The organism is Alphaproteobacteria bacterium (genome assembly GCA_025800285.1).
GTDB lineage: Bacteria > Pseudomonadota > Alphaproteobacteria > JAOXRX01 > JAOXRX01 > JAOXRX01.
The window spans coordinates 24,514-47,063 of record JAOXRX010000062.1 but is presented as its reverse complement, the minus strand read 5'-3'; the positions used below and the strand labels follow the sequence as shown (position 1 = coordinate 47,063).

At 30.0% G+C, this 22,550-nt stretch carries 21 protein-coding genes and 1 tRNA gene; 9 read left to right on the top strand and 13 right to left on the bottom strand.

What is annotated here, in order from left to right; all coding sequences use genetic code 11:
• Positions 1 to 33 precede the first annotated feature (33 nt).
• On the bottom strand, positions 34 to 831 hold the full coding sequence (locus OIF36_03400; protein MCV6599507.1) for a hypothetical protein: 798 nt from the start codon (positions 829 to 831) through the stop codon (positions 34 to 36).
• Between the two features lie 67 nt (positions 832 to 898).
• A complete protein-coding gene (locus tag OIF36_03395) occupies positions 899 to 1,987 on the bottom strand; it encodes an ATP-dependent 6-phosphofructokinase (GenBank protein MCV6599506.1) in 1,089 nt (362 codons plus the stop codon).
• Positions 1,988 to 2,109: 122 nt separating this feature from the next.
• On the opposite strand from OIF36_03395, the gene OIF36_03390 reads away from it, so the two are divergent.
• On the top strand, positions 2,110 to 3,381 hold the full coding sequence (locus OIF36_03390; GenBank protein ID MCV6599505.1) for a replication-associated recombination protein A: 1,272 nt from the start codon (positions 2,110 to 2,112) through the stop codon (positions 3,379 to 3,381).
• 88 nt (positions 3,382 to 3,469) lie between these two features.
• On the opposite strand, the gene OIF36_03385 is transcribed toward OIF36_03390, so the two are convergent.
• From OIF36_03385 to glgX, 8 genes are all read right to left on the bottom strand, one after another.
• The gene (locus OIF36_03385) at positions 3,470 to 3,742 is read right to left on the bottom strand and encodes a DUF2312 domain-containing protein (protein ID MCV6599504.1); all 273 of its coding nucleotides are present in this window, start codon (positions 3,740 to 3,742) and stop codon (positions 3,470 to 3,472) included.
• Positions 3,743 to 3,840: 98 nt separating this feature from the next.
• Entirely contained in the window at positions 3,841 to 5,277 is a 1,437-nt protein-coding gene (gene pyk, locus OIF36_03380) for a pyruvate kinase (GenBank protein ID MCV6599503.1), read from the bottom strand.
• A 14-nt stretch (positions 5,278 to 5,291) separates the two neighbouring features.
• The gene (locus tag OIF36_03375; protein MCV6599502.1) at positions 5,292 to 5,780 is read right to left on the bottom strand and encodes a ClpXP protease specificity-enhancing factor SspB; all 489 of its coding nucleotides are present in this window, start codon (positions 5,778 to 5,780) and stop codon (positions 5,292 to 5,294) included.
• A 139-nt stretch (positions 5,781 to 5,919) separates the two neighbouring features.
• Positions 5,920 to 6,498: a hypothetical protein gene (locus tag OIF36_03370; protein ID MCV6599501.1), complete on the bottom strand. Its 579-nt coding sequence runs from the start codon at positions 6,496 to 6,498 to the stop codon at positions 5,920 to 5,922.
• Positions 6,499 to 6,559: 61 nt separating this feature from the next.
• On the bottom strand, positions 6,560 to 7,819 hold the full coding sequence (locus OIF36_03365; protein MCV6599500.1) for a thymidine phosphorylase: 1,260 nt from the start codon (positions 7,817 to 7,819) through the stop codon (positions 6,560 to 6,562).
• 326 nt (positions 7,820 to 8,145) lie between these two features.
• Positions 8,146 to 8,219: transfer RNA gene (locus tag OIF36_03360), tRNA-Cys, on the bottom strand.
• 31 nt (positions 8,220 to 8,250) lie between these two features.
• Entirely contained in the window at positions 8,251 to 10,248 is a 1,998-nt protein-coding gene (gene malQ, locus OIF36_03355; GenBank protein ID MCV6599499.1) for a 4-alpha-glucanotransferase, read from the bottom strand.
• Positions 10,249 to 10,259: 11 nt separating this feature from the next.
• Positions 10,260 to 12,254, bottom strand: coding sequence for a glycogen debranching protein GlgX (gene glgX, locus OIF36_03350; protein ID MCV6599498.1), 1,995 nt, complete (start codon positions 12,252 to 12,254; stop codon positions 10,260 to 10,262).
• Between the two features lie 118 nt (positions 12,255 to 12,372).
• Between glgX and OIF36_03345 the strand changes: the two genes are divergently transcribed.
• The 5 genes from OIF36_03345 to OIF36_03325 all read left to right on the top strand — a co-directional run bounded on the left by OIF36_03345 (position 12,373) and on the right by OIF36_03325 (position 17,095).
• Entirely contained in the window at positions 12,373 to 12,810 is a 438-nt protein-coding gene (locus OIF36_03345) for a helix-turn-helix transcriptional regulator (protein ID MCV6599497.1), read from the top strand.
• 3 nt (positions 12,811 to 12,813) lie between these two features.
• Positions 12,814 to 15,432, top strand: coding sequence for a DNA mismatch repair protein MutS (gene mutS / locus OIF36_03340; GenBank protein ID MCV6599496.1), 2,619 nt, complete (start codon positions 12,814 to 12,816; stop codon positions 15,430 to 15,432).
• Positions 15,433 to 15,505: 73 nt separating this feature from the next.
• Positions 15,506 to 15,913, top strand: a complete 408-nt coding sequence (locus OIF36_03335) for a hypothetical protein (GenBank protein MCV6599495.1) — start codon at positions 15,506 to 15,508, stop codon at positions 15,911 to 15,913.
• Positions 15,903 to 16,622 (top strand): ComF family protein, encoded by a 720-nt coding sequence (locus OIF36_03330; protein MCV6599494.1) that lies wholly within the window; start codon positions 15,903 to 15,905, stop codon positions 16,620 to 16,622. Before OIF36_03335 ends, OIF36_03330 begins: the two co-directional genes overlap by 11 nt.
• 77 nt (positions 16,623 to 16,699) lie before the next feature.
• Complete coding sequence (locus tag OIF36_03325; protein ID MCV6599493.1) at positions 16,700 to 17,095, top strand: DUF2948 family protein; 396 nt, start codon at positions 16,700 to 16,702, stop codon at positions 17,093 to 17,095.
• On the opposite strand, the gene OIF36_03320 is transcribed toward OIF36_03325, so the two are convergent.
• Together OIF36_03320 and OIF36_03315 are read right to left on the bottom strand one after the other, a co-directional pair.
• Entirely contained in the window at positions 17,082 to 17,666 is a 585-nt protein-coding gene (locus OIF36_03320) for an NUDIX hydrolase (GenBank protein ID MCV6599492.1), read from the bottom strand. The two genes, OIF36_03325 and OIF36_03320, sit on opposite strands and share 14 nt — an antisense overlap.
• Complete coding sequence (locus OIF36_03315; GenBank protein ID MCV6599491.1) at positions 17,656 to 18,789, bottom strand: ribonuclease D; 1,134 nt, start codon at positions 18,787 to 18,789, stop codon at positions 17,656 to 17,658. Before OIF36_03315 ends, OIF36_03320 begins: the two co-directional genes overlap by 11 nt.
• Before the next feature lie 86 nt (positions 18,790 to 18,875).
• Between OIF36_03315 and ybeY the strand changes: the two genes are divergently transcribed.
• The 3 genes from ybeY to lnt are packed head-to-tail and all read left to right on the top strand — an operon-like array spanning position 18,876 to position 21,528.
• Entirely contained in the window at positions 18,876 to 19,337 is a 462-nt protein-coding gene (ybeY, locus tag OIF36_03310) for an rRNA maturation RNase YbeY (GenBank protein MCV6599490.1), read from the top strand.
• A gap of 12 nt (positions 19,338 to 19,349) precedes the next feature.
• Positions 19,350 to 20,111: a CBS domain-containing protein gene (locus tag OIF36_03305; GenBank protein ID MCV6599489.1), complete on the top strand. Its 762-nt coding sequence runs from the start codon at positions 19,350 to 19,352 to the stop codon at positions 20,109 to 20,111.
• A gap of 4 nt (positions 20,112 to 20,115) precedes the next feature.
• The gene (gene lnt, locus OIF36_03300; protein ID MCV6599488.1) at positions 20,116 to 21,528 is read left to right on the top strand and encodes an apolipoprotein N-acyltransferase; all 1,413 of its coding nucleotides are present in this window, start codon (positions 20,116 to 20,118) and stop codon (positions 21,526 to 21,528) included.
• A 1-nt stretch (position 21,529) separates the two neighbouring features.
• Here the strand turns inward: lnt and OIF36_03295 are convergent, their stop codons facing one another.
• Positions 21,530 to 22,537, bottom strand: coding sequence for a hypothetical protein (locus OIF36_03295; GenBank protein MCV6599487.1), 1,008 nt, complete (start codon positions 22,535 to 22,537; stop codon positions 21,530 to 21,532).
• Between the last annotated feature and the right edge of the window lie 13 nt (positions 22,538 to 22,550).

Below are 22,550 nucleotides of genomic sequence, written 5' to 3'. Positions count from 1 at the left end.
TATTAAAAAAGCTCCTTTTTAGGAGCTTTTTATTTAAAAATATTCTTTTACCCAAGTAGCAGGTCTTAGGTTCTTATATAACAGCTTTTTCCACCATATGTTCTTTTTCTTCCCTAGGGCATCTTTATGACCACCCCATATTCCAGCGATAGCATCATCAACTTTAGGTGAGCCGTGAAATGCTAATATTTTAGCTCCTTCAGGTAACTTAGGAGAAATAAATCTTCTTAATATACCTATTGGTAAGCAATGGAAACGAAAGCTTTTACACCATTTTTCTGGCCAAAAATTAAGATTACCGTATTTTTCAATAACTTTACTAGATAGGTATTCTTGAGAAGCTGTATAGAACTTATCTATACATTCTTTATGATTCTTTTCAAAATATGATTTGATATATCCTAATGTCCCCACTTTCCAAGAGTAACAAGATGCTTGTCCAACATGGGTTCCATTTGTATGCCAATCATTTATTATGTAGAATTCATCTTTTTTAGGTAAAGTGAAAAAATCGTCAATATTATCTGTTATAACCATATCTAAATCAAAGAATAGAACTCTTTGTCCATTTAAATCTCCTAGATTATCATCACAAAGCCCAGCTTCTTTTCTATAGGCATACTTACAATCTGCTAATTTCATATTCATTTTAGGTAACGGCTTAACAATGATGTTTTTATCTAGCCCTTTTTTCTTTTCTGTAAAACAATAAAAGTTTACATCAAATGTAGTGTTCTTTTTTACCATGTTATATAATCTATTAACTTCTTCAGCTTTATATGCTGTTCCCCATTTAATAGTTATCACATTAACTTTTTTCTTTTTAGGCATAATAATTTGTCCTTTTATATAAAAAAAGCTCTATATTTAATTATAGAGCTTTAAATTTTCTTTTATTTTACTCATCACCTAAGCAGATGTCAAGAGCTCTAGCAGTTCTAACTCCTAGACCATCAGTTTTTACTGCACCATATTCTTCAATTCCATCGTTTAAATCAATAGATACAGCTTCACCAGCTTGCCATGCAACCATTTTGTTGTTTTCACCTTTGGCAATCATATCAACAGCTTTAGCACCAAATGCACAAGCAATTAATCTATCTTTAGCACCTGGAGCACAACCTCTTTGCATTGCACCAAGAACAGTTTCTCTTGTTTCTAGTCCTGTTCTTTCTTCTATTTCATTTCTGATGTGTTTTGCAACTCCGCCAAATCTTGGAATACCATCTTGCATTTTAGCAACTTCAGCACCAGATAAATCTTTAATAGCTTCAGAAACAACTACAAGAGCATAATTTCTTCCAGAATCGTGAACAGATTTAATTTTATTAATTACATTATCAATATGATAAGGTATTTCAGGTATAAGAATTACATCTGCACCAGCTGCTATACCAGTGTTCAGAGCAATATTACCAGCTCCTCTACCCATAACTTCTAGCACTTGAACTCTTTTATGAGATTTTGCTGTAGGAAGTAAGTCATCAACAGCCTTAGTAGCTAGAGAAACAGCTGAATCAAAACCAATGCAATATTCTGTATTGCTTACATCGTTATCGATTGTTTTTGGAATACCAATGAATTTAAATCCACATAATTTAGCTAAGTTAGATATAATTGCGAAACTTCCGTCTCCACCAACACCAATAACATAGTCTAATTTAAATTTTTGCACCATATCTTTTAGTTCACCAGATCTATCTTTGATAGTTCCGTCAGGCATATGGAAAGCAAGAGTGTTTTCTAAAACACCTTTGTTTGTAGATCCTAAGAATGTTCCTCCTAATCTCATTAACACACCATCAGCGAAGTGATCTTCTGTTAGTTGATAGATTCTTCCTTCAACAAATCCAGTTGTTGAGTCTTCTATACCGTACACTTCCCAACCTTTTTTGTTAGCAGCTAAAAATACAGCTCTGATAGCTGCATTTAAACCAGGACAGTCTCCTCCACTAGTGAGGATACCAATTCTTTTCATTTCTGACATATATTTATTTCCTTTTATTTATTTATCTATATAAAACTATGCACAAAAAATAATATAGAAATACACTTTTGTCAATTAAAAATATTGAAAAAAAAAGAAAAAAGTTGTATAAGTTATTTATTATGAATAAAGATAAGTTTTCACCGTTAGCAGAGAGATTAAGACCTGAAACATTAGATGAAGTTTTAGGGCAAAATCATATACTAGGAGATAATAAGGCTCTTAGAGTTATGTTAGATAATAATAAGCTTATATCTTTAATACTTTGGGGACCTGCTGGTTGTGGTAAAACCACTATAGCTAGATTGCTGGCAAGTAAAGTAGGATTGCATTTTGAGACTATGTCTGCAGTTTTATCTGGAGTTAAAGAGGTTAGGGCAGCTCTTAATCAGGCTGAAATAAGAAGAGAACAAGGGAAAGGTACTCTTTTATTTATTGATGAAATACACAGGTTTAATAAATCTCAACAAGATGCCTTTTTACATGCAGTCGAAAGCGGTACTATAGTTTTGGTTGGTGCTACCACAGAGAATCCATCTTTTGAAGTTAATTCTGCTCTTTTATCTAGATGTAGAGTATTTCCTATTAAATCTTTAGATAAAGATAGTTTGTTAGAAATAATTTCTAGAGCAGAAAGACTTGAAGATAAAAAGATAAATCTTACAGAAGAAGCTAGAGATATGGTTGTTTCTATGGCTCATAACGACGGTAGGTTCTTGTTAAATATGTTAGAAATATTATTTTCTATTGATACAGATAAAGAATTAACAGAAAAAGATATTCAAAATATATTAAACAAAAAGCACACTAATCATGATAAAGCAGGAGAGCAACATTATAATCTTATATCTGCTTTTCAAAAATCAATAAGAGGATCTGATGTGGATGCTGCTATGTATTATTTTGCTAGAATGGTTGCTGCTGGAGAAGATATGAGATATGTTGCCAGAAGACTAATAATCATTGCTAGTGAAGATATTGGGAATGCTGATCCGCAAGGTATATTGATAGCCTCAGCTGCAGCGGAGGCTTACTCAAAAATAGGAAGCCCTCAGGGGGAAATATGTTTAGCACAGGCTGTTAGTTATTTAGCTACAGCTCCTAAATCTAATGCTTCTTATTCTGCTTATAATTCAGCTTTGTCTCTAGCAAAACAAACATCTAATTTAAATCCTCCGATGCATATATTAAATGCTCCTACAAAAATGATGAAAGATATGGGGTATAACGATGGTTATAAATACGATCATGATTACCCTCATGCCTTTTCAGGACAAGAATTCTTTCCAGAGGAAATTAAAGGTACAGAATTATATATTCCTAACTCTAGAGGGTTTGAAAGAGAAATTGAGAAAAGATTAGAGTTCTGGAAAAAAATCAAAAATTTTAAATAAATTGTTAGGCAAAAATTTAACCCCATTCTTGTACATATCGGTACTACAATGGGGTTTGAATCTTTTGAAATAAAAATTAAATATAATTTTATTCTGTTGGATCTGTGAAAATCATTCCTAATGCATGCTTGTATATATCAAGTAATTCTTCTTGCATAATTCTATCTTCAGCATCCATTTTTCTTAATTTTATAACTTGCTTCATTATTTTTGTATCAAAGCCTTCTGATTTAGCTTCTTTGAATACTTCTTTAATATCTTCAGCAATTTCTTTTTTATTTTCTTCTAACCTTTCAACTCTTTCAATGTAAGATCTAAGTCTTGCTTTTGAAGCATCAGAGTTTGCAGTAACATTATCCATTTTTTTACCTTTCTGTTTATTATTTTTTAACTGACATACAGTTAAAAAACAAAACTCATGTTGTTTTAATTAGTTTGTATAAAAATATTCTTTTACAATTAAATATTTACGATATGCATCATATTTGTTTCACCAGTGTCTTCTACAGGGTAACTAGCGGTGATAACAACATTCTCTCCTTCTTCTGCATACTTATATCTCTTAACAATTTTTAGAGCTTCTTCTTCCATTTTCTTAAAGCTATCAACTTTATCGAATATAAATGATTGAACACCGTAAACCAACATAAGTTTTCTAGCAACTTTAGCATCTGTTGTTACTGATATAATAGGCACAGGAGGTCTTTCTCTTGCTATTCTTAGTGTTGTGAAACCAGAAACTGTGAATGTTGCTACAACAGAGCTGTTTAATCCTACAGTTGTTTGATATGCTGCGAAAGCAATAGCATCTGCTCTAGAGTGATCTGGAGTTAAACAATGCTCTTTTTGTTCTTGCATATATAAAGAATCTGTTTCAACTCTTTTAGCTATTTTTTGCATCATTTGTACTGCATCAGTAGGGAAGTTACCAGAAGCTGTTTCCGCAGATAGCATAACAGCATCAGCTCCGTCATAAACGGCGGTTGCTACATCAGTTGCTTCAGCACGAGTAGGTACTGGTCTTTCAGTCATTGATTCTAACATTTGAGTTGCTACAATAACAGGTTTGCCAGCTTTTCTAGCTTTTGTAATCACTTTCTTTTGAACTACAGGAACATTTTCTGCTGGAATTTCAACACCTAAATCTCCACGAGCAAGCATAATACCATCTGATACTTCTATGATCTCGTCTAAATGAGTTAATGCAGATGGTTTTTCAATTTTTGATATAATTGGAGCTCTGCCTTTAATGATTTCTTTTGCATATTCTACATCTTGTTTTGTTTGAACAAAAGAAAGAGCTACCCAATCCACTCCCATATTAAGAGCATATTCTAAATCTTTTTTATCTTTTTCTGTTAGAGCATTAACTGGAATTATTGTTTCTGGAATATTAACACCTTTTTTATCTGAAATTTTTCCGCCTACAATTACTTCTGTCAATAAGTGTGTATCACTTTTTGATTTAACTTTAAGTCTTATATTGCCGTCGTCAACTAATAGGCAAGTATCAACTTCTACAGCTTTAATAATTTCTGGATGAGGAAGCTTAACTCTTGTGTTATCACCTTCTTCATCTTTTAGATCAAATGTAAATTCTTGCCCAACTTGTAATAACTCACACTGATTTTTGAAAGTTCCAACTCTTATTTTTGGTCCTTGCATATCTGCAAAAACACATATTGGAGTATTATGTTTTTCTTCTATTTGTCTTATGTAGTCATATCTTTGTTGGTGTTCTGGATATGTTGCATGAGAAAAATTTAATCTGAAAACATCTGCACCAGCTAAGAAAATATTTTCAATCTCTTCATAAGTAGATGATGATGGTCCTAGAGTTGCTATAATTTTTGTTTGTCTTTTTGTTGTTTTACTTCTATTTTTACTAGAATTCATTAGAATTCGCTCCTTTATTTATTTACTTTTTTCTTTTTAAAATCTAGAGATACTATCTCTGCAGGCTTGAAGTTATCTTCTTCTAAAAGAGAGGCTTTGTTTATTTCAGCTTCTCCCATTATTTCTTCAGCTTCACCTTCACTTAGATGTTGAAATTGTAGTACGAACTCTACAGAAGGGTCGGCAAAAACTACAATAGAATTAAAAGGAACAACTAAAGTTTCATTTACTCCGTTAAAACCTAGAGTTACAGAGAACTGAGATGCATCAACTTGTAAATCATAAAATTGATGTTGTAGAACTATTGTCATCTCATCTGGGTACTTGTTTTTTAAAGTTTCTGATATTGAAACATCTTTAGCATTGGTTTTAAAAGTTATAAAAAAATGATGAGAGCCCATAAGCCCATCTTTTTCAACCTTTTTCAAACTTTCTCTAACAACAGCTTTTAAAGATTTTTCAACCATTTTGCCGTATCCCATTAAATCTTCAATTTCTTCCATTTTATTTATTCCTTATTAATTTTATGTATATAGTTATCTTATACATAAAAGTTAAATTTTTATCAACATAAAAATTGTGTTTTTTTCAATTAATTCAATAAATAAAAAAAAGAGATAAATTTATATCTCTTTTTTATAATTAATAACTACAGGTTATTATTTTCTTAGTATCAGTTTGCTTAGATCTCTTTAATTTCTTTCTCCTTCCATCTGAAGTAATTTCTTCAGCTATATCGTGAAACTTGTTTTTATCAAATTCACTATCTCTTTCCATAATAGAAACTAAAAAATATAGTTCAACAGGTGATGAGCATTTTTTCATAGCTTTTTCCGCATAATCATTTATTTTAAAATCTTCACAATTCATTAGTTCCATAAAAGTTTCTATTAGAACATCAGATTCTGTAAGCTCAATAGCTAAATCTGCTATTTCATTTACCTTAAAGTCATCACATTGATTAAGAGTATCTATTAAATCCGGTATTAGTCTAGGATATGAATTTTTCAAAAAAGTATCAGCAAAGTAATTCATTTTTACACCATTGTTGATTAAAGTTTTTGCTAAGTGTGCTTGAAAAGCTTTGCTTTGATTTTCTATTTGCTCATCTATAGATTTTTTCAAATCGTGTATTCCACTCATTTTTTCTCTATCATCAGATAATATATGAATTCGGTTTAACCTTCTTCTTACATTTTGAATCATTTTGTTTTTTGACATATTACATCCTTTATTTAAAGAAATAATATATCATAAAAACAAGAGGAAAGCAATAAAAGTTTTAATTTTTTACACTTAGTATTAATGTCTTTGAAATTTTGTTGATATCCTCTTTTTTATTTGCATAAATAGTAGCTATTGGTTTTATGTTTTTACCTATTTTTTCTCCAATTTGGCAAAAGTTTTCAAACCCAACAGAAGAGTCTATATCTTGTTCTGGATCTGTTCTTCCGCCACCTAACTCTATTAAAGCAATTCCTATTGCATGAGTATCTATTTTTTTAACTCTACCTGTTTTTTGAGGGTATATATCTTTTTTATATTTAGCTATTTTTAAATCTTTTTTAGATAGGTTTTTGGGTCCTCCCATGGCAGAAACCATTTCTTGGAACTTATTTAATGCTTCGCCATTGTGAATTACTTTATAAATTGCTTCTTTAGCATGCTTTCTATTTTTATAAATGTTACCTAATAGCAACATTTCTACAGCTAGTTTCTCAGTTACTTTATATAACTTTTTATCATAATTCCCTTCTAAGAAATCAATTGCCTCAATTACTTCAAGAGAGTTTCCGACATTTCTCCCTAATACTGAATTCATATCTGTTAGTATAGCTTTTATTTTTAGATTTGCTCCTTTTCCTACAGACTCTATATATTTAGCAAGCTTTTTTGCTTTTCTTTTATTTTCCATAAAAGCTCCATTGCCAAATTTGACATCCATAACTAAGCCTTCTAATCCGGCAGCAAGTTTTTTAGATAATATAGATGCGGTTATTAAGTCCATAGACTCAACTGTTCCAGAGATATCTCTTATTGCATACATTTTTTTATCTGCAGGAGCTATATCTTTTGTTGCTCCCATGATTCCACAACCGACATTCTTTATTACTTTTTTAAATTGTTTCTCATTAGGGTAGCAGTTATATCCTGGAATTGATTCTAGTTTATCTATAGTTCCTCCGGTATGACCTAAGCCTCTGCCAGCAATCATAGGGTTGCATATTCCTAAACATGCAACTATAGGAGCTAACATTAGTGATACTTTATCTCCAACTCCACCTGTAGAGTGCTTGTCTATAATTGGTTTTTTCAAATTTAAATCTTTATAGCTTAAAACTTTACCAGAGTTAGCCATTGCCATGGTTAAATTAACTCTTTCTTCTTTTGAAAGCTTGTTTAATAATACTTCCATGGTAAATGCCGCTATCTGAGCATCGTCAGCTGTATTTGATATTATATCATCTATAAATTCTTGTATATCTTCTTTTGAGAGTTTTTGTTTTTTTCTTTTCTTTATTATAATTTCTTGTGGAAGCATTGTGTTTTACCTATACATTAATTAAGTTTTTAATTATTAATATAATTTATAGACTAATATATTTTTAAAATCAAGAACAATTGTCGAACCTGCGGTTCTCGTCACGACCGACCAGACCACAAAAAAAACAACCCAAAAGGGTTGCTTTTTTATGGAGGTGCGGACCTAGGACTTCTTTTATTCAATGCTTCGCATTTCTAAAAGTTGCAATTTCTAACATTTCGTGCGGACTCTGTCCTGCGAAATGAAGAACAATTGTCGAACCTGCGGTTCTCGTCACGACCGACCAGACCACAAAAAAACAACCCAAAAGGGTTGCTTTTTTATGGAGGCGCGGACCGGACTCGAACCGGTGTACAAGGTTTTGCAGACCTCTGCGTAGCCTCTCCGCCACCGCGCCTTTTTTCAAGAACTATTTTATACCTTATATTTTAAAATTTATCAAGCTTTTTTTCAAATTTTATCTCAATTTCTTCTAAAGACTTGCTTAACTTATGACTCCAATTCCTATGTTCATGAGTTGTTCCCGGTAAATTTAACTGTTCTAGTTCATCTGTAAAATCATCAATGTATAGTAAGCTAATGCATGATTTTGAATTTATTATCATATTATTAAAGATAGATTTTAATTCTTTTTTGTCATTTGTATTATGCTTTTCTAACAAGTGTTTAATTGCTGTTTGTCTTGCTAGTTTCTCTGACTTATATTGTGATTTGTTTAAAATTCCTAAATTATACTGAATATCTAAATCATGATTTCTTATATAGCCTTCAACAGTTGCTGTATCGTGAGTATGTATTGTAGATATTGATAATTTTTCATATTCTTCTTCTGGATTTTTGAAATCTCTATTTTCATCCAATTCAAAATATAACTCTTTAGTTGTTAATATCTTTTCTTCTTTTAACCTTTCTCTAAAACCTTCTGCTACAGTTCCTAAGTCTTCTGCTATTACAATACATTTGTTCAGGTGGCTTTCTAAAGCTATTATACCTAGAATCTCATCAATATTATAATACACATAAGAGCCTATCATATCATTATGCTTTTTACTAATGTTCCAATATAATCTCAGAATATGCATTGCATGATCTATTCTTATTGCTCCAAAATGTTTCATGTTCTTTTTAAGTAAATCTATATATACTTTATAAGCAGATTTTCTTAGTTCAATGGGGTTATAAGGAGGGAAGCCCCAACTTTGTCCTTGTATATTCATTTCATCTGGCGGAGCTCCGACTTCTGCATTAAAAACAAAACTCTTAGAGTAATACCAGGCTTCAAAGCTATGATGTCCAGCTCCTAGAGCTAAATCATTACACAAACCAATACTCATGTTTAACTCTTGAGTTAATTTATAATTATCTTCTAACTGCTGAGAAGCTATATATTGTAAAAACTTATGAAAATCTATTTCTGATTTGTTTTTTGATATAAACTCTTTTATAGCTTTAGTATTGGGCTTTTGATACTCTTTAGGCCAGTCTCTCCAAGATATTTTGTCATGTTTTTCATATAATGTACAAAAACAAGCAAAACTTTCTAGCATTTTATTACTCTTTTTGAACTGAATAAAAGATTTATCTGAAGTGAATTTTTTAAAGTATTTTTTTAAAAGTGGAATTTTATATTCTATAACCTGATTATAATCTACATAGCTTCCTAAATTAAGGTTGTTTTTTATTTTTATCCCTAATTGCTTTAAATCAATATATAAAGGGTTTAAAAATAATCTGCTTAAAGGATAGTAGGGACTTTGATTGTCATCTGTTAAAATGGATGTATAATGACTTGGTTGAGTTAATAATATGTTTCCTCCAGCGATTTTTGTTTTCTTTAAGATTTTGCTTAAGTCTGAAAAATCTCCAATACCTTGAGAATTCTTAGAGTGTAAAGAATATAAATGACAAGCTATTCCTATATTTTTACCATTTTCTATATCTTCTGGTAAATAGCTAAACTCTGGAGCTATCACCAATGTTGATTTATGTTTTTTATTATTTATAACTAGTTCTATAGAGTGGTATCCTATATCTAAATGAGGAATATCAAAATAGTGCTTATGGTATATATCTTTGCCAATTAGCCTATATTCAGAGCTTTTGCCTGGCCAGCTTACAGGGTAGGGAGTCTTGTTGATATAAAGCTGTGCTTGATTATAGTCGAAATTTACTTTTTCATAAAAGTAGATTCTAAACTCTGATTTGTTTTCTCTTATTACATATATTGGCTCAAGAGGGGTAAGCCAAACCTTGTTTTGTAGTTTCTCTAACTCTTCCTGAATATTATTTTCTTTTAAACCAAAAATATTTAAAAATTTAACTTTATAATCATGACTCAAAGTATGATGCCCCCCCATTGCATCATAGTAATCAGAATCTATATTAAAAAAATCAAAAGCTGTTTTCATATCTTTTTCATTACTCATTATATATTCTCCTATTTAATTTTTATTACTACGATACTTCTATTTCTTACTAATACAGAAGATGATATGTTTAATATTTTTTTATTGAAACTATCTTTTGAATAGGTATCTAGTATAATCTTGCCTGATACTGTATAAGGTAGTTTAAATTCAATATCTTCTGTATGAGAATTGAATAAAAATATAAACTTATTATCTGTTATTAGATTTAGATGTTTTACATAAGGTGTATCCCAACATTCATCAGTCATTTCATCTCCAGTCGATGAATACCACTTAGCATTATTTGGTGTTAGAAAGTCGTTGTTTATTAATTTTCCATTTATTTTTCTGAATTTTATTATATTTTTAATAAAATTATAAAATTCGCAATCTTGTTTTTTAACTTCATCCCAATTTATCCATCCAATTGCATTATCTTGACAATAAGCATTGTTATTTCCTGATTGAGAGTTCCCAACTTCATCTCCAGAGAGTATCATAGGGACACCTTTTGATAGTATGTTTGTAGTTATTAAATTCTTCTTTTGTCTAAGCCTTAACTTATTTATTTCTTTATTAGAAGTCTTGCCTTCTATTCCATAATTGCATGATAGGTTATAGTTATTTCCATCGCGATTTTCTTCAAGGTTTGCATCATTATGTTTATCGTTGTACGATACTAAATCCTCAAGAGTAAAACCATCATGTGAAGTTATAAAGTTAATTGAAGACAATGCTCCATGCTCATGATTTTTAAAGATATTTTCGCTACCTGAAATGTTTTTAGCAAAGTTTTTTACCTCGCATTCATCACCTTTCCAGAATGCTCTAGCACCGTTTCTGAATGAGTCGTTCCATTCGCAGAATTTACTCTTAAATCTACCTAGTTGATACCCGTTAGGTCCTATGTCCCAAGGCTCCGCTATAAGCTTTAAATTAGCTAGTTTTTTATTGCTCGCAATTTCTGTTAAGAGTCTAGATTTATCAAGGGTTCCTAAATCTCTTAATAAAGTAGTAGCTAAATCAAATCTAAAACCATCTATTTTGCATTCTTCTGAAAAGTATAAAATACTATCAATAACTATTTTTAAGCCTATTTCACTATCAATATTGAAGCTATTTCCACAACCGGTATGGTTTTCATAATTACATGCAATAGCATCTTTAGCTAGTATATAATAAGAGGGGTTATCTATACCTTTAAAAGAGTAGGTGGCTCCTTCATCATTTCCTTCACATGTATGATTGTAAACTACATCCATTATTACTTCTAAGCCATTTTCATGATATTTCTTTACCATATACTTAAACTCATTTAGTGTTCCGTAATCATTATGTATGGAGAAGTAGTTAAGAGGACTGTATCCCCAATAATTAGATAGTTTTTTGTCTATGAGAAATTCTTCTGATATAAATTTTTGTATAGGCATAACCTCTATAGCTGTTATTCCAAGATCCTTAAGGTGTTTTATAATAGAGTCATGACACATTCCTAAAAACTTTCCTTTGTGTTCTTTAGGAACATCTGGATGTAGCATTGTCATGCCTTTAATATGAGATTCATATATTATTGTATCTTTTAATGGTGTTTGAGGTTTTAAAACTTCTTCCCAATCAAAATTTGTATCAATAACTACAGATTTAGGTATATTGTTTTTATTATCTGTATCATTGTTATCCTTATTATCAGGAGTATGAACTATCTCTCCATATAGCTCTTTTGCATATGGGTCTATAAGTAATTTATTAAAGTTAAATCTTAATCCTTTTTCAGGTAAATATTGACCTTTTGCTCTGTATCCATATAACTGACCAGCTTTAATGCCTTCTACAAATATATGAAATACATGACCTGTTTTATGGAGCTTAATCTTATGAGTTTCTTTCTCTTCCGAGAATAAGCATAAATACACTTCTTGAGCTGTTTTTGAAGCTATAGAAAAGTTAACACCATTCCTTTTTATGCTTGCTCCTAAAGGAGAAGTCTCACCTCTTAAAGTTTTTATTTTGTTTAATGATACCATAAAACAGAATTAACACTTATTATTTGAAAAAACAAGAGAAAAATATTCTTGCAATTTAACTCATAGTTGTATAATATTGAGTAACTAAACTTATAATTGTATTTTAAGGAGTAAAAATATGACTACAGAAGCTCATCCAATTGATATACATGTTGGGCAAAATATTAGAAAAAGAAGAGTTAGTCTAGGTATTTCTCAGTCGGAATTAGCTAGCTATTTAGGAATAACTTTTCAACAAGTTCAGAAGTATGAAACAGGTAAAAACAGAATAGGAGCAAGCAGACTTTATGAAATGTCTGTTATGTTAGATACTACAGTTTCTTTCTTTTTCAAAGATTTACCAAGAAATTACAATAAAAGAAGGCTGTGTGATGATAATGACAGTTATGATTGTGATGAAAATGAAGTTATGAATAGAGAAGCTTTAGATCTAGTGAAAGCATATAGAAAAATTTTAGATCCTAATCTTAGAAAGAAAATGCTAGATACTATTAAGTATATAGCTACTACATTTGATTTTGAGGTTGAGGATACAAAAGAGGAAGAGTTAAATTAAAATATGGCTACTAAAAAACTAACTCCAATGATGGCTCAGTATTTAGAAGTAAAAGAGAGACATGAAGATTGTCTGCTTTTTTATAGAATGGGTGATTTTTACGAATTATTTATGGACGATGCAATAATAGCATCTAAAGTGCTAGATATTACTTTAACAAAAAGAGGCAAAACAGATGGACAAGATATACCAATGTGTGGAGTACCGTTCCATGCTTATGAAAGTTATTTAGCTAAATTAACAAAGCATGGTTATAAAGTTGCAATATGTGAGCAGGTTGAATCAGTGGCAGAGGCTAAAAAAAGAGGCTCTTCAGCTATTGTTAAAAGAGATGTTGTCAGAATTGTTACTCCAGGGACTATTACAGAGGATAATCTATTAAACTCTGATAGTAATAACTATTTAGCAAGTATTGTTTGTTTAAATAACTCTGAATATGCTTGTGCATGGATGGATATATCAACAGGGGATTTTTTTGTTTGTGATATATATGAAAGAGATATTGATGCAAACTTAGCGAGGATTAATCCAAGCGAAATTTTATTGCCTAATAGAATTTATGAAGATGATGAGTTATATGAAACATTTAATTTTTGGAAAGATAACATAACAGTACAAAGTGATGCAAGGTTCGAGTTCTTAAATGCCAAAAAGAATTTATTAGAATACTATAGCATATCAGATGTGGATGCTCTGGGAACTTTTTCAAATGCTGAGATCACAGCTTGTGGAGTATTAATTGATTATATTAACCTAACACAAAAAGGTACTGCAAAGCATATATCAAAGCCGAGCAAAGTTTTTGCTAGTGGTTATTTAGAAATGGACTCATCAACAAGAAGAAATTTAGAAATTACTCAAACACTATCTGGTAATTATAAAGGCTCTTTGTTATCTGCTTTGAAAAAGACAAAAACAGCAGTAGGGACAAGGCTTTTAGTAGAAAGATTATCTAATCCATCTATAGATAAAGTTGAAATTAGAGATAGGCTTGATGTTATAGATTTCTTCTTGAATAATATGAAATATGCTTATGAAGTTACAGATATTCTAAAAGGCTTGCCAGATTTAGAAAGAGCTATAGGTAGATTAGCTGTAGGTAGAGGAGGTCCTAGAGACTTACAAGCATTAAAAATAGGATTAGAAAAAGTAGCTATTGTTAAAAATTATATGCATAATGGGCTAGATCAATCAATATGCTTAATTGACATAACAAGAAATTTTGGACAACATACTATATTGATTGATATGTTAACTAGAGCTCTAAAGCCAGAACTACCTATGTTATCAAGAGATGGTGGTTTTATTGCTAAAGGATATGATGCAGGATTTGATGAGCTTGTGAGGCTTAGAGATGAAAGCAGAGCTATGATAAATGATTTGCAAAGACAATATTCTCTAAGAACTAAAATTGATAAGTTAAAAATAAAGCATAATAATGTGCTTGGTTATTTTATAGAGGTTACAGCAAAAAATGCTGATGCTCTTATGGAAGATGAATTATTTATTCATAGGCAAACAATGGCTAATGCAGTTAGGTTTACCACTGTAGAGCTTTCTGATTTGCAAACTAAGATTATTGATGCAAAAGAGAAATCTTTAGCAATTGAGCTTAAAATTTATGATGAGTTAGTTGCTAGAGTTCTAAAAGATAAAGATCATATCTTAAAAGCATCTAATTCTTTTGCTAAAGTTGATTTATCATCATCTTTTGCAATTTTTGCTAAAGAAAACTCATATTGTCGTCCAATTATAACAGATGACTATGTGTTTGATGTTAAATCTGCAAGGCATCCTGTTGTTGAAGAGTCTTTAAAATCTCAAAATCAAGATTTTATATCTAATGATTGTAACTTGGAAGAGGACAGTAATTTATGGTTGTTAACTGGTCCTAATATGGCGGGTAAATCTACTTTCTTAAGACAAAATGCAATACTTGTTATTATGGCTCAAGCTGGTTTGTATTTGCCAGCAGAGAGTGCAACTATTGGTATAGTTGACAAAGTCTTTTCTAGAGTTGGAGCCTCAGATGATTTATCAAAAGGTAAATCAACATTCATGGTTGAAATGGTAGAGACTGCAGCTATTTTAAACAGAGCAACGAATAGATCTTTTGTAATCTTAGATGAAATAGGTCGAGGGACAGCTACTTTTGATGGATTAGCTATAGCTTGGGCATGTGTTGAATACTTACACGAAGTTTCAAATTGTAGAACATTATTTGCTACTCATTATCATGAATTGACATATTTAAAAGGTCAACTAAATAAACTTTCATGTCATACAATGGATGTAAAAGAGTGGGAAGAAAATGTCATATTCTTACATTCTGTCGTTGCAGGAGAAGCAAAAGGCTCATTTGGTATTCATGTTGCTCAATTAGCTGGAGTTCCTAAATCTGTAATTCAAAGAGCAAAAGATGTTCTTAAGGTGCTTGAAAAGGATGAAAGATCTGGAGCTATTGAAAGATTAGAAGATGATTTACCATTATTTTCATCAGCTCCTGAAATTATGGATAATCATCCAGTAGTAGATGCTCTAAATGAGATAAAAGTTGATGATTTATCTCCAAGAGAAGCTCTAGATCAGTTGTATAAATTAGTTGAATTAGCAAAAAATTAATATTTAAATATTTTTTTTCTTGAGAAGGAAATATTTTTATGGCATTATCTTACTATATATAAGGAGTAAGATTATGCCAATTAACTTTTTGAAATTTATATCAAATTTTAAGAAAAAAAAGAAGTATGTGTGTAATGAGAATGAAGTAAAAAATGTTCTAAAAAGAATTATATCTGTCATGCCTTTAACAGATACTAAAGAAGTTAATTTCAAAATTAATGGAATAAGCATTAATATTAAAGCTGAAGATATTTGGCAGAATGTTATAAATAATATGCAGAATCGGGAGGGTAGCCCTTCGGAATTTGTTTATAAACAGTATAGAAAACAAAAAGTTGTTGAAAGAGCAAAAAGAATGAAAAGAAAAAAGGCTATTTCAAGTTGGGAAGGAAGATTGGCTGCTCACAATGAAAAAATAAAAAAAGGAATTCAAGCTAAAAAAAATGATAATCCTCCTACAGGGAGCTTAAATGTTACTTAAAAAGCTTCTTAATGTAATATTGCCTGCAACTTGTATATCTTGTCAAACTAGATTATTTGATTTAAATAGTGGTGTTTGCATAGATTGTTGGAAAGAACTAGACTTTATCGACGAACCAATGTGTAATAAATGTGGTACACCATTTGATTTTGCTGTTCAAGATGATAGTTTGTGTGCGGAGTGCTTATCAGAAGTTCAATGTTTTGAAAAGATGAGAAATGTATTTGTCTATAATGATAAAGCAAAACAAATAATACTTTCTTTAAAGTATGGAGATAGAACTGATACTGTGAAGGTGCTATCTGATTTTATGATAAGAGCTGGTAGAGACATTTTAAAGGAAATTGATGTTATAATTCCAGTGCCTTTGCATAGAAAAAGGCTTTTTGTAAGAAAATATAATCAATCAGCATTGTTAGCAAAAACTATAGCTAAAAAAGCTAATAAAAAGTTTATAGCAGATGCTTTAATTAGAGTTAAACATACAAAGCCTCAAGGCCATTTTAGCAGGTCTATAAGGAAAAATAACTTAAAAGGTGCTTTTGAAGCTAATGCAAAATATGATTTAAATAATAAAAATATCTTACTTATAGATGATGTTATTACTACTGGAGCTACGATTAATAATTGTATAAAAGCTATGCATAAACAGCATAAAAAAGGGTGTAAAGTTTATGTTTTAGGCTTGGCTAAAGTTTTATTAAAATAGAATTTTATTCTTGATTTCTTTTAAAAATAAATTTAAATATATATTGCTTATAAATTTAATATGTGATACAAAAAAATATGATTAAATTGAAAGCTAAAACAAAAGAAGATTTAAAAGTTATTGCATCTCTAATACAAGATGCGATATTACCAATAGGGGATTTTGCTTATATAAAGCAGGAAAATAAAGTTATGTTTGCTTTAAATAGGTACTGTTGGGAAGTTAATGACAAAAAGCAAAGATCTAATTCAGTGTTTTCAATTCTTAATGCTAATGCTATGCAAACAAAAAATATTGATATAACAGATAGAAAGCAAAAGCTTTCATTGTTAGATATATGTTTTGAGAATGGATACATTATCATTATTTTTTCAGATAATAAAAAACTAAGAATATCTGTTTCAGATATAGAAATATCTTTAGTAGATGTTGATGATCCTTGGGGAGTAGAAGAAACTCCTAATCATTATTAATTTTAGATTTTAGTATAAATGTATTTATAATTGTTGAGGCATTTAATAAAGAGTTATCTTCAAATGCCATTTTAAACAATTCTTGAACAGGAATTACACAAGTTTCAATGTATTCATGTTGTCCAATTTCTCCAGTTGTTGCTAAAACTTTAGATGAATCAACTTCCGCTAAAAAATAGTACATCTTTTCATTTGATGCTCCAGCAGTAGTATATATTGAATTAGAGTAAGTTTGTTCAATATTTAAAGCCTCTAACCCAGTTTCTTCATATAGTTCTCTTGTGGCACTTTGCAAAGGGTCTTCTCCCTCATCAATCATGCCTGCGGGAAATTCTAGGGAAGGGGAGTGTCCTCCATCAACAACATTAGCAATTCTTATTTGATTTATCATTACTACACATTCTCTTTTTTTGTCGTATGGAACAATGGCAACAGCATTGCCTCTGAACATGCATTGTCTTTGATATTGTATTGTATTGCCATCGGCTAAAGGTTGCTCAAGAGTATATTTATCGACTTTTAAAAAGCCTGTGTTTAATAATTCTTCTTGATTTATAACCTTAACTTTCATCAAATATCCTCATTTTTCCTTTTTTATCTAAACCAATTCTGATGTTTCCAGATTTTATGCCCTCTAAATACTTGCCAAATACATTGTATCTCCAGCCATGCATACAAGGGTTTTCAGGAGAAGGATTTTTTGAGGCTAAATCTGCTAAATTATCTCCAGTAGCAATAACCTTGCCTGCAACTTCTAAATCATCAGAAACTAAAGTTAAAACCAGCTTTAACATGTGTTCTAAAGGCTTTATAGTTTTTTTTCTTCTTTGAATTGTAGGATAATTTTTTTCCTTGGTCTTTTTACCTCTTTTTAATGCATTTAATAGTTTTGTTGCATATTCTTCTTTTATCCTGCAAGAGTTTTTGATCTCATCAACAGTTGGAGACTCCATAAGAGATATTTTAATAATACCCTCATCAGTTATAACAAATGTTTTAGGGATATTATTTTTTATTGCTATTTTTTCTCTTGTACTTGCTAGCTCTTTTAATATTGCTAGATAGCTAGGAGTTTTAGCTCTTGTTTTTAATTTTTTCCAACATTCAGAAGGGTTTGGCTTAAAGTTCTTTTTATTAGATAAAGCTAATAAATCATCTTCTATCCAAGATTTTCTATTGTTTTTTTCTATTTTTCTTTTTAGATAAAAATATATTTCTGGCAGATATTCAACATCTTGTATAGCATACCTAACCTGTTTTTTATTTAAAGGTCTTTTAGTCCAATCAGAAGACTGATATTGTTTTTCTAAATTCTTATTACATATTTTTTCTGCTAAACTAGCATATCCAACACAGTCTGGGAAACCGCAAACTGTAGCAGCTATTTGAGTATCAAATATATTGCTAGGCACTTTACCAGAGTCATTAAAGAATATTTCTAAATCTTGTTTTGCAGCATGAAATATTTTAACTATTTTTGGAGTATTATTAATTAATCTATAAAAAGGTTTTAAATCTTTTAGAGACATTGGATCAATAGCAACACATCTTTTGCCATTATTAACCTGTATTAGGCATAATATAGCTCTGTATGTGCTTCTTCTGATAAACTCTGTGTCTATAGCTAAGTATGATGATTTTCTGCATTCTTTGCAAAACTTTTTTAGCTCGTCTGTTTTTGTAATAATATCCATATGAGCCAAAGGATACATTCTTTAAAGGCAAATGTAAAGTAAAAACTTGCACAAATAATCTTTTTAATTTATAACTATTAACAGTTATGATAAAAATAGAAACAAATATATTTGAAGAAAATAAATGGAAAGATTTTGACATAGATAATATGGCTAAGATAGCTGTTGATCTAGTTGAAAAGTCTCATGAGTTTAACTCTGATAAAGAGATAAGTATAGTTTTCACAAACAATCATAAGGTTCATGAGTTAAATAGAGACTATAGAGGTAAAGATAAAAGCACTAATATTTTAACTTTTGCATTTAATGATGATGGTTCAGATAATTATATTCTAGGTGAATTATTTTTGGCATTTGATGTTATAGATGTTGAAGCAAATGAACAAGGGAAAACTTTTTATAATCATTGTATGCATATATTAATACATGGTATTTTACATCTAATAGGTTACGACCATATATACGATGATGAAGCAGAAGATATGGAAAGTTTAGAAATAGAGCTTTTATCAAAAATAAATATTGAAAATCCGTATAAATTGTTGTAGATTGTTAAAGTTATGATTACAAAGAATACTATTAAAGAAGAAGTTGACAGTAGTGTTAACCAGAATGAGCTCTTAATTATAGATAATGTTTTAGATTTAAAAAATTTGAAAGCTATTGATATAATGATACCTAGAGCTGATATTGTAGGTATAGATAAAAATGAATCTCATAGGAAAGTTTTAGAGAAAGTTAAAAGAAATCCTCATTTTATTTACCCTGTATATAAAGACTCTCTTGATGAGATATTGGGTATGGTTAGATTAAATGAGCTTCTAATTCACATGATTCATACTAAAAAACTAAAAATTACTGATGTAATGATAGACTGTGTATTTATATCTCCAGCTATGCCTGTACTAGACTTGCTATTAAAAATGAGAACAGAGAATATTAAAACAGCTTTGGTTGTTGATGAATTTGGTGGTATTGATGGGTTGATTTCAGCTGCTGATATCATGGAAGAAATTGTTGGTGAAATTAAAGGAGTTTCCAACCAAGATGTAATGCAGGGTATTAATAGACACAAAAATGGTACTATTACTTTGGATGCGAGAATAGAACTTGAGGATCTGCAAAAAGAAATAGGTATAATCTTAACAGATGATGATGATATTGATACGGTTGGTGGAGTGATTGTTGATGAAATTGGAAGAATCCCTGTAAAGGGAGAGTTAATATCTTTGAATAGCGGAGTTGTTTTTGAAATATTAGAGGCTAATCCTAGAACTATTAAAACGGTTAAGATTAAAGAAATTATCACAGAAGAAGAGTAAACAAATGTTTAAAATTAATAAAAAGCTATTCTTAACGAAAAATAGATATCTTTTGTCTTTAGTTTTAGGTGCTTTATCTGCTTTAGCAATGCCTCCGTATTGTGCTTTCCCTATATTATTTTTCTCTTTTCCAACTCTTTTATACTTATTTAAGACTTCTATAAACAATAAAACAGCTTTCTTAAGTGGGTTTTTGTTTGGAATGGGGTATTTTACTTTTGGCTTATACTGGATATCTAATGCTATTGCTAATGATTTTCCATACTTGTTGCCATTAGCTTTATTGGGGATTCCTGCTTTACTATCGATTTATATAGGGGCGGTTGGATATATAACAAAATTTATATCCAATAAAACATCTAACGATTTTATTTTGATGTTATCTTTTGCAGTTACTTATTTTATATTTGAGTTTTTAAGAGGGATTCTTTTATCAGGTTTTCCTTGGAATCTAACTGCTTATACTTGGGAGAATTACCTTTCTATTTTTCAGAATATTAACTTTTTAGGAGTGTATGGATTTTCTTTTTTAAGCATATTAATATTCTCAACACCTTATTTATTCTTTAATAAGAGTAAGTTTAAATTAGCGGTATTAATTAATGCGATATCTGTTATTACAATTGTATTTTTATTTATTATTGGTGATAAAAAAATAGAAAATGATGAGTTAGTATATAAACCATTTAATAAAAATATATTATTTATTCAGCCATCTTTATCATTAGAAATATCTAATTTAGATTCTATGAAAACTTTTGATGAATATTATTTAATGACTAAAGAGGCGATAACTAAAGAAGATTCTATTGATGCTATTGTATGGGGAGAAACAGCTATACCTTTTGCGATAAACAATTATCCAGAATATCTATCTCTTTTGTCTGATATAATACCAGAGGGTGTAGTTTTAATGACAGGTAGTATCAGAGAAGAAGAAGGTAAATATTATAATTCTATAGTTGTTATAAACTCAGATGGTGAAATAATAGCAGATTATGATAAATCTCACTTGGTTCCATTTGGAGAGTATATGCCATTTGATAAATATATTGATATAGAGAAAATCGTAGGGTTTAATTTTATGTTCTCAAAAGGCAGTGGGGTAAAAACTGTTAAAGTTGAAGGGATACCATCATTTTCTCCTTTAGTTTGTTACGAAATGATTTTTCCAAATAAAGTTATAAATAAGTCTTCAAAACCAGAGTTTTTATTCAATGTATCAAATGATACCTTTTACGGTATATCATCAGGTCCTTATCAACACTTTGGTATAGCTAAATCTCAAGCAATAGCAACGGGCTTACCAGTCGTTAGAGTAGGGAATTACGGTATTTCCGCTATTATTAATAAGAATGGTAAAATAATAGATTCTTTAAATTTGTCAGATAAAGGATATAAGGTTATAGCTTTTTAATTTAAATGCTTGTAAATGAAAAATTAGCTTTTTCAGCATTTTGAGAACCTCTTGTCTTTAGTCTTATATCATAATTATTTATATTTATACTCTTTCTAGAGTTATCAGTTTGTCTATAATTATCATTAGACTTCATTGTATTTAATTCACAATCTCTTATGTCATAAGTGATTGTTTTATGTAAAAATCTATAATCTATGATAGAAGATACTTCAGATTTTTTTAAATATGACTTTGGTAAATTATTTAATATTTCTTTCTGCTCTTGACTTTCAAAGTTTTGTATCAAATACATTAAATCCTCAAAAATATGGTACTTATCTTCTTTACTTTCATTAATGAAACTTTTTTGAACTTGAGGGAGAGTCATAGCATATCCTATAACCATCTCTGGTATCATGTTAATCATATATTTAAAACTTTTAGTAACAAACTCTCCAGGTAATATATCTTCAATTAAATCCATAGATTGTCTATATGATAAGCTTTTGTTTTTATTTACATTGTTCATTATCGCAAATAAACAAGAGAATCTGCCGTTTTTTAAATCGTCTTTTAGTCTTCTCATAATACCTTTGTTTTCAGGTAATCGATAACTAATAGTACTTTCAGAATGTTTTATTATATCTCTCGCACTTTCTCTGTTAAATTCACCAGCTAAAGCACTTAAGTTATCTAATAGCTCATCGCCATAGCCTTCAATGTTTAATTTATTAATAATTGATATTAAAAGTTCTGGTTCTTTGTATTCATCATCTGAATCATTGATTTCTCTTCTTTCATCATATAAGGCTGATTGCATACCTTCTGTTCTTAATAAATGAGGCATGTATTGAGGATGTATCATTTTTATAAAAAAATTAGGGTCTTGATAAATCAGGTTGTCCCCCACATAGGTGTCTAAGATTTCTTTATCTATGGAGTCATAAAAACACTCATTTAATTCATTTATTAAGTATAAAAACTCATCTTCAATATTGCTTGGTAACATATTCTCAGATTTTATCATTTTTCCCCCATAA